Annotated in this window: 14 protein-coding genes; 13 read left to right on the top strand and 1 reads right to left on the bottom strand. The window is 44.1% G+C overall.

Features of this window, described 5'->3' with window-relative positions:
- Window positions 1-19: 19 nt before the first annotated feature.
- The 8 genes from nikA to AC0VX1_RS20020 all read left to right on the top strand — a co-directional run bounded on the left by nikA (window position 20) and on the right by AC0VX1_RS20020 (window position 7150).
- Complete coding sequence (gene nikA / locus AC0VX1_RS20055; protein WP_475468540.1) at window positions 20-1549, top strand: nickel ABC transporter substrate-binding protein; 1530 nt, start codon at window positions 20-22, stop codon at window positions 1547-1549.
- Complete coding sequence (gene nikB, locus AC0VX1_RS20050; protein WP_034309495.1) at window positions 1550-2503, top strand: nickel ABC transporter permease; 954 nt, start codon at window positions 1550-1552, stop codon at window positions 2501-2503. It begins immediately after the preceding gene.
- Complete coding sequence (gene nikC / locus AC0VX1_RS20045) at window positions 2494-3333, top strand: nickel transporter permease (protein WP_191928698.1); 840 nt, start codon at window positions 2494-2496, stop codon at window positions 3331-3333. Before nikB ends, nikC begins: the two co-directional genes overlap by 10 nt.
- On the top strand, window positions 3330-4127 hold the full coding sequence (locus tag AC0VX1_RS20040; protein WP_475468538.1) for an ABC transporter ATP-binding protein: 798 nt from the start codon (window positions 3330-3332) through the stop codon (window positions 4125-4127). The genes nikC and AC0VX1_RS20040 overlap by 4 nt, the downstream gene beginning before the upstream one ends.
- Window positions 4124-4888 carry an ABC transporter ATP-binding protein gene (locus AC0VX1_RS20035; protein ID WP_475468536.1) on the top strand — a complete coding sequence of 255 codons (765 nt, stop codon included), beginning with the start codon at window positions 4124-4126 and terminating at the stop codon, window positions 4886-4888. Before AC0VX1_RS20040 ends, AC0VX1_RS20035 begins: the two co-directional genes overlap by 4 nt.
- A 279-nt stretch (window positions 4889-5167) precedes the next feature.
- Window positions 5168-5572, top strand: a complete 405-nt coding sequence (locus AC0VX1_RS20030) for a DoxX family protein (protein WP_063575390.1) — start codon at window positions 5168-5170, stop codon at window positions 5570-5572.
- 4 nt (window positions 5573-5576) lie between these two features.
- Window positions 5577-6425 (top strand): VOC family protein, encoded by an 849-nt coding sequence (locus AC0VX1_RS20025; RefSeq protein WP_475468534.1) that lies wholly within the window; start codon window positions 5577-5579, stop codon window positions 6423-6425.
- A gap of 38 nt (window positions 6426-6463) precedes the next feature.
- The gene (locus AC0VX1_RS20020) at window positions 6464-7150 is read left to right on the top strand and encodes an FMN-dependent NADH-azoreductase (protein ID WP_475468532.1); all 687 of its coding nucleotides are present in this window, start codon (window positions 6464-6466) and stop codon (window positions 7148-7150) included.
- 544 nt (window positions 7151-7694) lie between these two features.
- Here the strand turns inward: AC0VX1_RS20020 and AC0VX1_RS20015 are convergent.
- Window positions 7695-9107, bottom strand: a complete 1413-nt coding sequence (locus AC0VX1_RS20015; RefSeq protein ID WP_475468530.1) for a sigma-54 interaction domain-containing protein — start codon at window positions 9105-9107, stop codon at window positions 7695-7697.
- A 382-nt stretch (window positions 9108-9489) separates the two neighbouring features.
- Between AC0VX1_RS20015 and pruA the strand changes: the two genes are divergently transcribed.
- The 5 genes from pruA to AC0VX1_RS19990 all read left to right on the top strand — a co-directional run bounded on the left by pruA (window position 9490) and on the right by AC0VX1_RS19990 (window position 15152).
- Complete coding sequence (gene pruA, locus AC0VX1_RS20010) at window positions 9490-11037, top strand: L-glutamate gamma-semialdehyde dehydrogenase (RefSeq protein WP_413023171.1); 1548 nt, start codon at window positions 9490-9492, stop codon at window positions 11035-11037.
- Between the two features lie 18 nt (window positions 11038-11055).
- Window positions 11056-12249, top strand: coding sequence for an ornithine--oxo-acid transaminase (locus AC0VX1_RS20005; RefSeq protein ID WP_098866168.1), 1194 nt, complete (start codon window positions 11056-11058; stop codon window positions 12247-12249).
- Window positions 12250-12271: 22 nt separating this feature from the next.
- Window positions 12272-13537 carry a Glu/Leu/Phe/Val family dehydrogenase gene (locus tag AC0VX1_RS20000; protein ID WP_413023169.1) on the top strand — a complete coding sequence of 422 codons (1266 nt, stop codon included), beginning with the start codon at window positions 12272-12274 and terminating at the stop codon, window positions 13535-13537.
- A gap of 37 nt (window positions 13538-13574) precedes the next feature.
- Window positions 13575-13829: a biotin/lipoyl attachment domain-containing protein gene (locus tag AC0VX1_RS19995; RefSeq protein WP_048686804.1), complete on the top strand. Its 255-nt coding sequence runs from the start codon at window positions 13575-13577 to the stop codon at window positions 13827-13829.
- A gap of 642 nt (window positions 13830-14471) precedes the next feature.
- Complete coding sequence (locus tag AC0VX1_RS19990) at window positions 14472-15152, top strand: DUF975 family protein (protein ID WP_048686802.1); 681 nt, start codon at window positions 14472-14474, stop codon at window positions 15150-15152.
- Window positions 15153-15163: the final 11 nt, after the last annotated feature.

Genomic DNA, 15163 nt, shown 5'->3' with positions numbered 1-15163 from the left:
GTAATGGAGGAAATATATCGTGTTCAGAAAATGTAAATTGATTTTTATTGTATGTTTATCAGTCTTTCTTTTGGCTGCTTGTTCCACCGAGTCTGCGAAGGATCAAGCGGGAGGGAAGAAGGAAGTGAACTTGCTTTTTAATTTTGCGACTAGCTCGCTTGATCCGAATGTTGATACTAGTTATGTGTCGCTTAGGGCTGGCATCACTGAGACATTGGTGCATCTCAATGATAAGGATTTGACCATCGAACCTTGGCTGGCGAAGAGCTGGGATAGCAAGGATGGTCAATTATGGAATTTTGAGTTAAGGGAGGGTGTGACGTTTCAGAATGGAAAGCCGATGGATGGCAAAGCGGTGAAGGCTTCCTTGGAGAGGGCGATGAAAGATAGTCCGGCGATCAAGAATGCTTTGCGGATTGAGTCGATTGAAGCGGACGGGAATGCGCTGACCATTAAGACGGAGGTTCCTTTTCCTGAGTTTCCTTCTGAATTGGTTCATCCAAATACATCGATTATTGATGTGAAGGAAAGTGACTATATAAACAAGCCGATAGGAACCGGGCCATTTGCCGTTTCGAAATTCATACCAGGTACGGCTGTTGATTTAATGCGGTATGAGTCTTACTGGGATGGAGCCGCAAAGCTTGAGAGAGCCAGGTTTTCGTTTAATGAAGATGCCAATGCTCGGTCTCTTGCCCTTGAATCGGGAGACGCTGATATTGTTTTCCGTCCGGAAGTGGAAAGCCTGGAAAATTTAGAGGCGAAAGATGGTGTGAAGGTTGAATCGACATCGACTTTCCGCGTACATCAAATGACGATGAATTTGGAACGTAAAGCATTGCAGGACATACACGTCCGGAAGGCGGTTGATGCCTTGATCGATCGTCCATCCATTGCGGAAACGATTTTACATGGTCATGCTGAAGTGGCGACGGGGCCATTCCCATCCACTTTCTCTTTTGCCCCGGATTATCCGAAAAAAGCGAATGGAATGGAAGCCGCTAAGGCGTTTCTTGATCATGCGGGATATAAGAAAGTGGATGGTGTCATGCAAAAAGACGGTAAACCGTTAACGTTTACACTGCTTACATACAGTTCACGTGCCGACCTGCCGTTAATTGCCCAAGTTTTTCAATCGGATGCCGGTCAGTTGGGGATTGATGTGAATATCAAGCAAATAGAAATCCCTGAAGAGTATATGGCTTCCAATCGCGATTGGGATTTAACGACCTACAGCAATTTAACGGCTCCGAGAGGGGATGCCGGTTATTATTTAAATGCTACTTATCATCCAAAGGGTGCCTTGAACTTCAGTGGGGCTGATGATGATCGCCTGACGTCCCTGATTGATGAGCTGAACGTGACGGTCGGGCAGGAGGAGCGCTCGGATTTAGCTGAGGAGATTGCGATGTATGTGGATGAACAAGTGTATAATTCATTCATTTTACATCCGAATACACTTGTTGCTTATGATGCCGATAAAGTTAAAAACTGGATCACTTCGAGAAGCGAATACTACATGCTGACGAATGAATTGGATGTGAAGTGAATGTTTCGCATCTTAGTCCGCCGGTTCATTGAGGTCGCGATTTTTGTTCTTGTGATTACATTCATTTCTTTCCTTTTTGTTCGGCTTGCTCCTGGCGACCCGGTTCTCTCGATACTTCAAGTGGATGATGTATCGGTCACAAACGAGCAAGTCAATGAGCTTCGTGAAGAATTAGGGTTCAATGATCCGCTGTTCGTGCAGTATGGCAATTGGTTTGCGGACTTTATCCGATTGGATTTCGGGCATTCCTATCTGACGAATCAGCCTGTGATGGAAATGATCATGAGCGGGCTGCCTGCAACACTTGAGCTGGCGGTTGGTGCATTGCTTGTCATGCTTGGTATAGCGATTCCGTTAGGTTCGCTTGCTGCCTTGTACAGGGGGAGCTGGATCGATCAATTCAGCCGGGCTGTTTCTTTATTGGGGGCAGCCATTCCTAGCTTTTGGCTGGGGCTGCTTTTGATAGATTTATTTGCGGTACGTTGGGGAGCCCTTCCAACGATGGGCAGGGACGGGTTTCGTTCTTTGATTCTGCCGTCGGTCACGCTGGGGCTGGCCATCACAAGTGTGTACGTCCGTTTGCTGCGTTCGAGCTTGATAGATTCCCTCAGTCATGATTTCATCAGGGCTGCCCGATCTAGGGGGATTTCAGAGATGCGGATATTCTTTGCCCATGCATTTCGTTATAGCTTGCCCCCGGTCATTACCGTATTCGGCGTCAGCCTTGGCAGCCTGATCGGCGGTGTAGTCGTGATCGAAGTTATTTTTGCCTATCCGGGCATAGGTAAGATGGTCGTGGACTCGATTCGGTCGCGGGATTATCCAGTCATCCAAGGGTACCTGCTGGTCATGGCCATCATTGTATTCATGGTTAATAGTGCCGTGGATTTATCTTATCGCTATTTAAATCCGGAGCTAAGACTGAAGGAAAGGAAGCATGGAAAATGGAGTTAGTTATCAAAGGAAAATCCAAAAGGCGCTGGAGAATGACCGTCCTATTTACGGTGATGGCGACAATCCTTGCCGTTGCGGCTTACACCTTTCTTATTGTGAAACATGATCCGGCACTGGTCAATCTGGAAGAAAGGCTATGGCCGGCGAGCATGGAACATCCGTTAGGGACGGATCATCTAGGGCGTGATGTATTGACGCGCCTTCTGCTTGGTGCACAGCTGACGGTTGGCTACGGCCTCTTATCTTTGTTTGCCGCAGTTATCATCGGCGTCCCGTTCGGGATGATTGCCGGTTTTAAAGGAGGTCTGATCGATCGGATCTTCATGCGCATTGCCGACGCGTTTCTCGCCTTCCCAGATACGATCGTTGCCATTGTTCTTAGCGGTTTATTAGGACCGGGAATCGAAAATCTCCTGTTGGCGATCGTTCTGGTGAAATGGGTGAATTATGCCCGGCTTGTGCGAAGTACGGTGATCACCGAACGTCAGAAGGAATATGTCACAGTTGCTAAAATCAATGGATTAAGTTCATTTGGGATCATGCGGAAGCATCTATTTCCGCACCTTATCGGGAATGTGCTTGTCCTTTCTAGCCTCGATTTAGGAAAAATCATTTTGCTCATATCTTCCTTATCATATATCGGGCTCGGTGCGCAGCCGCCGGCACCGGAGTGGGGAGCCATGCTGAATGATGCCCGACCATATTTTCAATCCAATATGTTGCTGATGATTTACCCAGGGCTCGCCATCGTATTTGTCGTCCTTCTAACCAACATGCTCGGTGATTATTTGCGTGATGCATTCGATGTGAAAAAGGAGGTGGGATCATGAGCATTTTATCCGTGAGGCAGCTGCATATCATGGGAAAGCAAGATCATATCGTCAAGGATTTTTCATTAGATGTGCAGGAGGGTGAGTGGTTCGCACTTGTCGGACAAAGCGGGAGCGGCAAAAGCATGACGGCCATGGCAATATGTCAGCTGCTTGCACCCAATCTTCAAGCGAAGGGGGAAATATGGTACGGGGAAAAGAATTTATTAACCCTATCTTCCTCAGAAATCAGGAAGGTTCGCGGAAAGCGCCTGGCCTATATTTTTCAAGATTACCAGGGTTCATTCACACCGTTCCTTACCATCGGTCAGCATTTCGACGAATATCAGCGAACACATTTGAACCTTTCCAAAAAGGCAAGGAGGCAGCAAGCGGTCAATGCGCTCATATCGGTGGGCCTGAGGGACGATATCTACGGCAGATACCCTTTTCAATTAAGCGGCGGGCAGCTTCAACGCGTATCGATTTCAATGGCCCTGCTGCTTGAACCTGATATCTTGATAGCGGATGAACCGACCACAGCCTTGGACAGTGTATCTTCCTTTAAGGTCTTACAGCTATTATCAAAGCTCCAAAAAGAAACTGGATGTGCAATCTTGTTCATTACCCATGATTTACGTCATGTCAGGAAGTATGCGGACCGCATTGCGGTCATGAAAGACGGGGCCATCATAGAGACCGGTGATAAAAATCAGGTATTGAATCATCCGCAGCATGCTTATACGAATGAACTGATTCAATCATCGCCATCATTGAGGAGAATTACATTTAAGCTTGAAGGAGTGTCAGGATGAGTTTATTAGACGTGCGAAATGTCCATAAAAGCTATGATAACGGAGTGGAAATACTAAGGAACGTGAATTTCAGCATGGAAAGGAAGGAATGCCTCGGGTTAGTGGGGGAGAGCGGCTGCGGAAAAAGCACACTGGCAAGACTCATCCTTCAGATTGAATCTTTTGACAAGGGCAGCATCCTATTTGAAGGAACCGAGCTGCAAAACAAAAGCGAACGCAGTTTGAAACCGTATCGCAAGAACATCCAGGCCGTTTTGCAAAATCCTGCATCGGCTTTGAATCCAAAACTAAGGATAAAGGATTCACTAATGGATCCATATCTTCAATTTGGCAGCCTGGTCAATTTGAAATATTTTACGTATACAAGTGAAGCGAACTTTATCGGACAGCTCCTGGAATCGGTGGAGCTTCCAAGGAGTTTTGCTGAACGTTACCCGCATGAGCTAAGCGGCGGACAAAAGCAGCGGGTGACCATAGCACGTGCAATCAGCATCGAACCGGCCCTCATTATATTGGATGAACCGGCTTCAAGCCTGGACGTGCTGTCCCAAGCGGCGGTGCTGAAATTGTTAGGCGGGCTGCGGGAGACTTTGGACACTTCCTACCTTTTTATTTCTCATGATCTATCGGCTGTACAGGAGATGAGCCAACGGATCATGGTGATGAAAGGGGGGGTTATTGTGGATTCTTTCGAGAAAGAACGGCTTTTTTGCAGCGATCGCCATTCATACACAAAAGAACTGATTTCGATGTTTGAATAATGAAGTTTGAGTTTTAAATCGCAATGATTTCGACTAAGTTTAATGCTTAAGGAGGAAGTAAGGTGGCATGTTAGGAAGTCGGGAGAACGATTGCGGATTCTTTCATCATCAATTCAACCATTTATTACACATTTAAATAGTGGCACCATATAACGAGTTGCTTTCGGCAATTCGTTTTTTTAGGTAAAAAAATGAATTCCAATAAACTTACTTGACATTATAAGCTTATGAAAATATAATTACTTACATAAAGTAACTGACAAAAAGGAGAATTCATACATGAATAAAAATGATGCAGGTCAAGTTTTTTTAAGGGTGATTTTAGGTCTTACTTTTTTCATTCACGGCGTTTCAAAGTTTCAAGGGGGCATAGGAAATACGGCGGGATTTTTCGATAGCCTTGGCATTCCTGGCTTCATGGCATACATCGTTGCAGGAATCGAATTGATTGGAGGACTTGCGGTTATACTGGGTTTGGGAACACGAATCGTATCCGTCCTATTTGCGGTCATTATGGCGGGGGCGATTTTCACGGCTAAATTACCTGCCGGTTTTCTTGGAAACGGGCAAGCGGCGGGTTACGAACTGGACTTGGCACTGCTTGCCATGTCTGTCTATCTAGCGTGTGCAAACCGCACGGTTCTTTCTTTGGATTATGTGATTTTCAATAAAAAAGGGAAGTGACAATATGGATAAAAATTTTCATCAAAAACCAATTACATTTGTTGGAGAAGTGAGTATTAATGTTTTGGATTTGAATAAGGCCATTCTGTTTTATCAAGAAATCATCGGTCTTCAAGTATTGAAGAAAACCGACCGGAAAGCTGTTTTGACGACAGACGGAAAAACCCCGTTGCTGACACTTGAGCAGCCTGCGGATGTGATTCCGAAAGAAGGGCGGACGACGGGCTTATATCACTTTGCCCTGTTGCTGCCTACCCGTGCCGACTTATCGATTTTTTTACGCCATTTACTTCAAACGAAATATCCATTTGGAGCGGCGGATCATGAAGTGAGTGAAGCGCTGTACATTACCGATCCGGATGGAAATGGCATCGAAGTATACTCTGACCGGCCATCAGCTGATTGGAGATGGGCAGGCGGGGAGGTCGAAATGGGCACGGATCCGCTGGATGGGAATGACCTTCTGAAAGAAAGCGATGGTGAGTGGAGAAAACTGCCTGCTGGTACCTTAATGGGGCATATACATCTGCATGTAGCGGATTTACGTAAAACGGAGGAGTTTTACATGCAAGGTCTTGGGTTTACCGTCGTGAATCGATATGGAGGAGCGCTCTTTACTTCAACCGGCGGATATCATCATCACATCGGATTGAACACATGGAATGGCGTTGGTGCGCCTGCCCCTAAGGAAAATAGTGTGGGGCTAAACTGGTATACACTCGTTTATGCAGATGAAGAAGCGAGAAACAAAGTAACGGAGCAACTGGAAGGAATCGGGGCTGTCGTCACGAAAAAAGAAGGGTTTTTCACTGTAACAGATCCATCAGGCAATGAGATTCATTTAGTGGTCTAAATTATAAGAATAATATAGAAAGCAATGGTGAGAGGATAATGGGATTCTTAAACAGATTATTTGGAAATAAAGAAGCCGCGGCAGAAGAGAATGGGAAAATGACAAAAGTATTATTCGTGAAAGTGAACGACCGTCCAGCAGATCAGGCAATCAGCTCGAAAATGTATGACACATTCTTACAAACATATAAAGAGACACACCGTACAGATGAAGTGACAGAGCTGGATTTATTTAAAGAAGAGCTTCCTTACTATGGAAATACGGCGATTACCGGACTATATAAACGCAACCAAGGTCTTGAACTGACAGCTGAAGAGGAAAATGCCGCAAAACTGGTTGACCAATATTTAAATCAATTCATGGCCATGGATAAAGTGGTATTCGCTTTCCCTCTATGGAACTCAACGGTTCCTGCACCGTTAATCACCTATCTTTCTTATTTGGCACAAGCAGGAATAATGTTCAATTATACGGCGGAAGGTCCTGTCGGGTATGCTGGAGATAAAAAAGTCATGCTATTGAATGCCCGCGGTTCTGATTATGCATTAGAAGGAATGTCTTCCGCTGAAATGGCCGTGAGTTTAGTGAAAAATATCATTAGTCTATGGGGTATTAAGAGCCCGGAGACCGTGGTCATTGAAGGCCATAATCAGTATCCGGATCGGTCACAAAAAATCATCGCGGATGGTTTGGAAAGCGTTGCAAAAGCGGCTGAAGCATTCTGATTGCAAAGTGAAAAGAATAGCAGGCAAAGAAAGGCCTCCATATCAATGGGGGCCTTTAGACTTTGCCTGCAGTTTTTTATTCGAAAAACATTTCAGCTGATTTCAGAAATCCGCTCCCTTTCCGCAGACTGTCTGCCAAGCCGCATCAAAGCAAGCGTCTGCGGGGTCTCGGCTAGCCAGTTATTCGGCAGGAGTGTCGCAAATTTCTTCAATGAGGGTTAATCCCATATAAATGAATACAAAATCATGGAGTATAACCAACTCTTGTTTTTAATTCTTGTTAGGGATTCGGAATGTGACCAACCTACAGTTTTTATAAAAAACATTCCATTTGATTGGAGCGGGTGTTCGAGACTCCTGCGGGGAAAGCAGGTCCAAGGGAGACCCCACAGGCGCAAGGAGCGCCGAGGAGGCTCCCGGACCGCCCGCGGAAAGCGAGTGCCTGGAGTGGAAATCAACTTCCTAAACCCGCTCCCTTTCCGCCGATAAACAAAAGGCCTCCATATCAATGGGGGCCTCCTTTGTGCAGGGATGGTGTTATTTGTTATTTGACCTGATACTTTTTCAAACGGTATTGAAGGCTTTGGCGGCTAATATTCAGGGCCTTGGCTGCTTGGGAGATATTCATGCCATGTTCCTTCAATATCTTCTCCAAGTATTGCTTTTCAGTATTGGCGATATAATCATCAAGAGATAAGGTCGAATCCTGTAAATCTCCATTTGCATGAGTCTCTTTTCTTCCGGGATGAATGTCTTCCAAATGGGCTTTCTTCCTAAATAGAGCCGGAAGGTGGGTGATGGCAATCTTTGTATCGCCAGGCTCCATTAAATTCATGGCCCCCTCAATGATATGTTCGAGTTCCCTTACGTTCCCGGGCCAGTCGTAATCATAAAAAAGCGAGTAGACTTCTTCGCTGATCCCTTCTATATTCAATTCGAACAGCGCATTGAATTTCTCGATGAAGGATTGCGCCAGCAAAGGAATATCCTCTTTCCGTTCACGAAGAGGCGGGATGAATAACGAAACGACACTTAATCGGTAGTATAAATCCTTTCGTAAATGGTCATTTGAAATGGCATCTATCGGATCTTCATTTATCGTTGCAATGACCCTAACGTCAATTTGTTTATCCTTAGTATCCCCAACACGGCGAATCGTCCTTTCTTGAAGGGCCCGTAATAATTTCGCTTGCATGTTCGGATTTAATGAGTTGATTTCATCTAGCAGGATGGTACCGCCCTGTGCCTGTTCGAATAATCCAGGCCGTTCGATCGATCCGGTGAAGGCGCCTTTCTTTGTGCCGAAGAGTATCCCTTCAATTAGACTGTCTGGCAGGGCTGCACAGTTTTGGCTGATGAAAGGGTGTGTCGAACGGCTGCTGCCATTATGGATACTTTGGGCGAAGAGCTCTTTTCCGGTGCCCGTTTCCCCAACGATGAGGATGGAGGATGCCGTCCTGGTCGAGCGCTTGCACTTTTCTATCACTTCCAGGAAATTTTCACTCGTTCCGATGATGCTGTCAAAGGTGTATTTGGTATCGCCCTTATTCAATATATTATCTTTAATGATTCTTTCCAGATTCGTTATATCCTTTGCCACTTCAATGGCCCCGATGATATTTTGCTTTTGATCTAAAATCGGAAACGTATTATTGATTGTTGTAATTTCCTGACCAAGATTATTGAAGTAAGTCTGCTTCGAGTTCTCGGTTGTCTTCCCCGAATGAAGTGCCCTTATTAATGTACTCTCCGTTTCTTCCTTGAATTTAAAGATTTCGTGAATCTTCTTCCCTAACACTTCTTCTGAATCCATTCCTTCGATTTCTGCCATTTTCTTGTTATATACAATCGTCCGCCCCTTTATATCGATTATATGTATCCCTGTATCGATTACATCCACAAGCGAATAGAGGATGGATTGGAAACCATCTATTTTAATGATTTGATCTAAATTCATGAATGCCTCCTGTTTTTCTTCTTTTCTTAGAGCTATTGTAGAGGAATTGAAGCAAAGGCGCAAATAAAATTTGCACAGCAAGATTATTTTGCATTGAAGTGCAAAAATATTTTGCGGAAAAAGTGCGAAAATGCTGTTTTTTATGGTTTTTCTAGTTGGCATGAAATTTGCATTAATAAAAAGTGTAAGGTTTAAGCGACAAAAATAGGGATTAGAGCAAAAAATAATGGCATACTATGTCAATTTTGCCCTTAAAGTGCTGAATTTCATTGCATTTTTCAAGAAAAAACATTATTTTTTCGAAAAAATGAAAAGTTGGCACGGAACTTGCTTGTTTAATTAAGGGAGAAGTAAAAACATAAACTTAGGGAGATGAGACATAATGGTCCAAACATATAAACACGAACCATTTACTAATTTTAAAATCGAAGAAAACAATAAAGCTTTTCAAGCGGCATTGAATGATGTAGCTAATGATCTAGGGAAGAAATATCCGCTGATCATTAATGGTGAAAGAGTGTTTACTGAAGAAGTCATTACCTCTGTAAACCCAGCAAATAAAGAAGAAGTTATCGGAACCGTATCCAAAGCGAATAAAGATCTTGCAGAGCAAGCGATGCAAGCGGCAGATAAGACATTCCAAACTTGGAGAAAAACGAAAGCGGAAGTGCGCGCAAACATTTTATTCAGGGCTGCAGCGATCGTTCGCAGAAGAAAACACTATTTCTCGGCTCTATTGGTTAAAGAAGCAGGGAAGCCTTGGAATGAGGCGGATGCAGATACAGCGGAAGCGATCGACTTCATGGAATACTATGCACGTCAAATGCTGAAGCTTAAAGACGGCATGCCAGTGGAAAGCCGTCCGATTGAACACAATGCTTTCAATTATATTCCGCTTGGTGTCGGTGTCATCATCTCACCTTGGAACTTCCCGTTTGCGATCATGGCAGGCATGACGACGGCTGCTCTTGTTTCAGGTAATACGGTCCTATTGAAACCGGCCAGTACAACACCGGTCATTGCAGCTAAATTCATCGAAGTGCTGGAAGAAGCGGGCATGCCTGCAGGAGTTGTGAACTTCATTCCAGGAAGCGGTGCCGAAGTGGGAGATTATTTGGTAGATCATCCTCGTACACGTTTCATCAGCTTTACCGGATCTCGTGATGTCGGTATCCGTATTTATGAGCGTGCGGCAAAAGTACATGAAGGCCAGATCTGGTTAAAACGTGTCATCGCTGAAATGGGCGGTAAAGATACGATCGTTGTTGATAAAGAGGCTGATCTGGAATTGGCGGCACAATCAATCGTCGCTTCTGCATTCGGATTCTCCGGTCAAAAATGTTCTGCTTGTTCACGTGCTGTCATAGTGGAAGATGTATATGACCAAGTCTTGAATCGTGCCATTGAATTAACGAAAGAAAAAACGATCGGGGAACCAACAGATCTAAACAACTTCATGGGTCCGGTCATCGATCAGGCAGCTTTCGATAAAGTCATGAGCTACGTTGAAATCGGTAAAGAAGAAGGGAAAATTGTTACAGGGGGAGAAGGAGACAATTCAAAAGGTTTCTTCATCCAGCCAACTATCATTGCCGATGTGGATGAGAACGCACGTGTCATGAAAGAAGAGATCTTCGGACCGGTTGTTGCATTCTGTAAGGCAAAAGATTTCAATCATGCAATCGAGATTGCCAATAACACGGATTATGGATTAACGGGTGCAGTCATCTCTAACAACATTGAACATATCGAACAAGCGCGTGAGGATTTCCACGTAGGTAACTTGTACTTCAATCGCGGCTGTACTGGTGCCATTGTAGGATACCAGCCATTTGGCGGATTCAATATGTCAGGTACAGATTCAAAGGCGGGCGGTCCTGATTATTTAGTTCTTCATCTTCAAGGTAAAACAACATCTGAAACGCTATAAATTTTAGGGGGAATCAACATGACAACTTTAACGGAAAAATTAATCGAGCAAACTGAACAATATGGTGCAAACAATTATAATCCACTTCCAATCGTCATTTCGAAGGCAGAAGGAGTTTGGGTGGAAGATCCTGAAGGCAACAAATATATGGATATGCTTAGTGCCTATTCAGCAGTCAACCAAGGCCACAGGCATCCGAAAATCATCGACGAATTAAAAAAACAAGCTGATCGCGTAACATTGACATCCCGTGCATTCCATAGTGATAAATTAGGACCATGGTATGAAATGGTTTCACGCATTACGCAAAAAGACATGGCACTGCCTATGAATACAGGTGCCGAAGCCGTTGAAACAGCCATCAAAGCTGTTAGACGCTGGGGCTATGATGTTAAGGGAATTGCAGAAAACCAAGCTGAAATCATTGCTTGTATCGGGAACTTCCATGGCCGTACGATGGCAGCCGTGTCCTTGTCATCCGATGATGAATATAGAAGGGGCTTTGGACCGATGCTGCCAGGGATCAAGCTTATCCCTTACGGCGATCTTGATGCATTGAAAGAAGCGATTACACCGCAAACGGCTGGATTTTTAATCGAACCGATTCAAGGTGAAGCGGGAATCATCATTCCGCCACAAGGATTCTTAAAAGAAGCTTACGACTTATGTAAAGAAAATAATGTCCTATTCGTTTCAGATGAAATTCAGTCAGGACTTGGACGTTCAGGAAAAATGTTCGCCTCTGACTGGGATGGAGTAGTTCCTGATATGTACATTTTAGGTAAAGCGCTTGGCGGCGGGGTTTTCCCAATCTCTTGCGTAGCTGCGAACCGTGAAATCCTTGGCGTATTCAATCCTGGTTCCCATGGTTCTACATTCGGCGGCAATCCATTGGCATGTGCGGTTTCCATCGCTTCATTGGAAGTCCTTGAAGAAGAGAAGCTTGCGGAACGTTCATTGGAGCTTGGGCAATACTTTATGGATCGTTTAAAAGAAATCAAGAATCCAATGATTAAAGACATCCGCGGCCGAGGCTTATTCATCGGAGTCGAACTAACAGAAGCAGCAAGACCATATTGTGAGCAGCTTAAAGAAGAAAAACTGCTATGTAAAGAAACACATGATACAGTTATCCGTTTTGCTCCGCCATTAGTGATTACTAAAGAGGACTTGGATTGGGCAATCGAACGCATCAAAAAAGTTTTATCCTAATATACCTATGAGGTGAATTCCATTGAGTACAACAATCAAAGAAGAAAAAGAAACTGCCAGCTTGCTTGATTCAACACAGATCGTAATCAAGGAGGCGCTGGATAAGCTTGGCTATTCTGAAGAAGTGTTCGAGCTTTTGAAGGAACCTCTACGGATGCTTACCGTCCGGATTCCAATTAAGATGGATGACAATTCGACGAAGATTTTCACTGGATACCGTGCCCAGCACAACGATGCTGTCGGTCCGACGAAAGGCGGAATCCGTTTTCATCCAGAAGTCGATGAGGAAGAAGTCAAGGCACTTTCAATGTGGATGAGTTTGAAATGCGGAATCGTGAATCTGCCATATGGCGGAGGAAAAGGCGGCATCATCTGTGATCCGCGCCAAATGTCAATCGGTGAATTGGAAAGGCTTAGCCGTGGATACGTTCGGGCAATCAGCCAAATAGTGGGGCCGACTAAAGATATCCCGGCCCCGGATGTTTATACGAATTCACAAATCATGGCATGGATGATGGACGAGTACAGTAGAATAAGAGAACACGATTCTCCTGGTTTCATTACAGGTAAGCCACTGGTACTGGGCGGTTCACACGGCAGGGAAAAGGCGACTGCACAAGGTGTCACCATCTGTATCGAGGAAGCGGCAAAGCGTAAGGGCATAGAATTGAAAGGTGCACGCATCATCGTCCAAGGGTTTGGGAATGCAGGGAGCTTTTTGGCCAAATTCATGCATGATGCAGGTGCGAAAGTGATTGGCATATCGGACGCATATGGTGCCATCTATAAACCTGAGGGTCTGGATATCGATTACTTACTTGATAAAAGGGATAGCTTTGGAACGGTAACGACACTATTCGATCATACAATCACCAACCAGGAGCTTCTGGAACAAGATTGTGATATTTTAGTGCCTGCTGCCATTTCCAATCAAATCACCAAAGAAAATGCACATCTTATCAAAGCCCAAATTGTCGTCGAGGCCGCGAATGGACCTACCACATTGGAGGCAACCAAGATCTTGACGGAACGCAATGTGCTTCTCGTACCTGATGTATTGGCAAGTTCAGGCGGTGTGACAGTTTCTTACTTCGAATGGGTTCAAAATAATCAAGGTTATTATTGGGAAGATGAAGAGGTCCAAACCAAATTAAAAGCGTTATTGGTCAACTCATTTAATCAAATATATGAAATGTCCGAGACGAGAAAAGTGGATATGAGGCTGGCAGCGTATATGGTGGGTGTCAGAAAAATGGCAGAAGCCTCGATATTCCGCGGCTGGGTATAAGCTATAGTCTAATAATGGGGAGTGGAGGAGTGATTCCGTGTTAAAACCGATTCATACCATCGAGTGTGCTCAAGATGGGACCGTCGAACAAGTTTACGTTCAAAAGGATTCCTATGTTTATGAATGGGAAAGGCTCTTTTTAGTGAAGACGGAAGATGGGAAATTGATTGATGTTTCAATAGGTGCCAGTGGTCACATTACTGAAATTAATGTTTCGGCAGGGGATCCTATTAATAGAAAGCTTCCTTTAGCTTTGCTCCAAGACGATTTTGTTATAACTGGCTCTGATTGATTATAGGAAAGAGGGTGTCCCAAATGCGGAAGTGATTTCTGCTTTGGGATGCTCTTTTTTTATTGTGATCATTTATAAGGCGGTGACAAAGCCAGGAAAAAGTTTGTAAAGGAAACACGATGAGGGCTCGAACGTGGTGAGAAGAACATGAAGGACAATCCCACTTACGAAGATTCATCCCACACTTCAATCAGATCGTAAGGTCGATAAGTGGTGGGTAGTTCAACCATGCTGTTCGAAAGATTTTGGAATAATTCTACCTGGGAAAAGGAAAGAAGAACTAGATTAACATAAGGACTTTTAACCAAGATAAATACATGTTCCTTCGCTGACCATACGTCATAACAGGGTATGGTTCCGCGAAGGTATTTTTGATTTGGAAGGGCATATTGTCTTATTCCCGTTCATAAACTTTTACAAGCCAGTACCAAAGCAAGAGAGGAGTGGATCATGGTTGCTCGAAACCGGTTGACTCTAACCGTGTGCGCTTTCTAGGAATTTAAGCCCACGGCTAGAAGCTAGTATGTTAAACTACAAATTGAGATTTTGACATCAAATAAATGGCGTTTTTTCTGAATCTATCCATATTTACAATAAAAAATTCAGAATTCCGCCGTTTAAAAGAGGGGAGTTAATCAGAGTATGAGAATCTCAGAATTAAAGAGGAAAGCCCTTCAGTCGTTGGGAGGTAAATGGGGAGTAACTGTTTCGCTTATGTTGCTGTTGTTCTTGATCAACCTCATTTTTCCTTTAATTGTCGAAGTGATCGGAAGTGGTGGGTTTTCAGAATGGCTCATGCAGGAAGACACACCGTTATGGTCCGATATCTTCAGCATGGTCTTTTCCATTGCCTTAATCCCGCTTACCATTTCAACCACTTGGTTCTACCTGAATTTAGTTAGGGAAGGGAATCCTGGCATTCCAGAAGTGTTCGCTATCTATAAAGATGGAAAAACCTCTTTCAAGCTTATTGGGGCATCCATCTTACAAGCAATTTTCATTTTTTTATGGTCATTATTATTAATCATTCCGGGTATCATCAAGGCCATCGCTTATTCGCAGCAGTTTTTCCTATTGAAGGATCATCCTGAATACACGGTGCTTGAAGCCATTACAGAGAGTAAAAAAAGAATGAAGGGGTTGAAGTGGAAGTATTTCCTTATGCACCTAAGCTTCATCGGGTGGGGCATCCTTTGCATGTTCACGCTGGGAATTGGTTTACTATGGTTGATTCCTTATGCAGGAACAACAACGGCTGCATTCTATGAAGAACTGATTGTGCCTCAAGAGGATATTGACGATGATCAACAAATAGAGGGATAAAAGATTAACCG

The organism is Peribacillus sp. QJM3NY_7 (assembly GCF_056173225.1).
The sequence above is the reverse complement of the archived record's forward strand: the minus strand, read 5'-3'. Positions and strand labels throughout refer to the sequence as shown.

Excerpts from the sequence above, each read along its gene's own strand:
- AC0VX1_RS20020 (WP_475468532.1), top strand. The coding sequence starts at position 6,464 with ATGGGATTCTTAAACAGATTATTTGGAAATAAAGAAGCCGCGGCAGAA.
- AC0VX1_RS20040 (WP_475468538.1), top strand. The coding sequence starts at position 3,330 with ATGAGCATTTTATCCGTGAGGCAGCTGCATATCATGGGAAAGCAAGAT.
- pruA (WP_413023171.1), top strand. The coding sequence starts at position 9,490 with ATGGTCCAAACATATAAACACGAACCATTTACTAATTTTAAAATCGAA.
- AC0VX1_RS20015 (WP_475468530.1), bottom strand. The coding sequence starts at position 9,107 with ATGAATTTAGATCAAATCATTAAAATAGATGGTTTCCAATCCATCCTC.
- nikB (WP_034309495.1), top strand. The coding sequence starts at position 1,550 with ATGTTTCGCATCTTAGTCCGCCGGTTCATTGAGGTCGCGATTTTTGTT.
- AC0VX1_RS20005 (WP_098866168.1), top strand. The coding sequence starts at position 11,056 with ATGACAACTTTAACGGAAAAATTAATCGAGCAAACTGAACAATATGGT.
- AC0VX1_RS20030 (WP_063575390.1), top strand. The coding sequence starts at position 5,168 with ATGAATAAAAATGATGCAGGTCAAGTTTTTTTAAGGGTGATTTTAGGT.
- AC0VX1_RS20025 (WP_475468534.1), top strand. The coding sequence starts at position 5,577 with ATGGATAAAAATTTTCATCAAAAACCAATTACATTTGTTGGAGAAGTG.
- nikC (WP_191928698.1), top strand. The coding sequence starts at position 2,494 with ATGGAGTTAGTTATCAAAGGAAAATCCAAAAGGCGCTGGAGAATGACC.
- AC0VX1_RS19990 (WP_048686802.1), top strand. The coding sequence starts at position 14,472 with ATGAGAATCTCAGAATTAAAGAGGAAAGCCCTTCAGTCGTTGGGAGGT.
- AC0VX1_RS20035 (WP_475468536.1), top strand. The coding sequence starts at position 4,124 with ATGAGTTTATTAGACGTGCGAAATGTCCATAAAAGCTATGATAACGGA.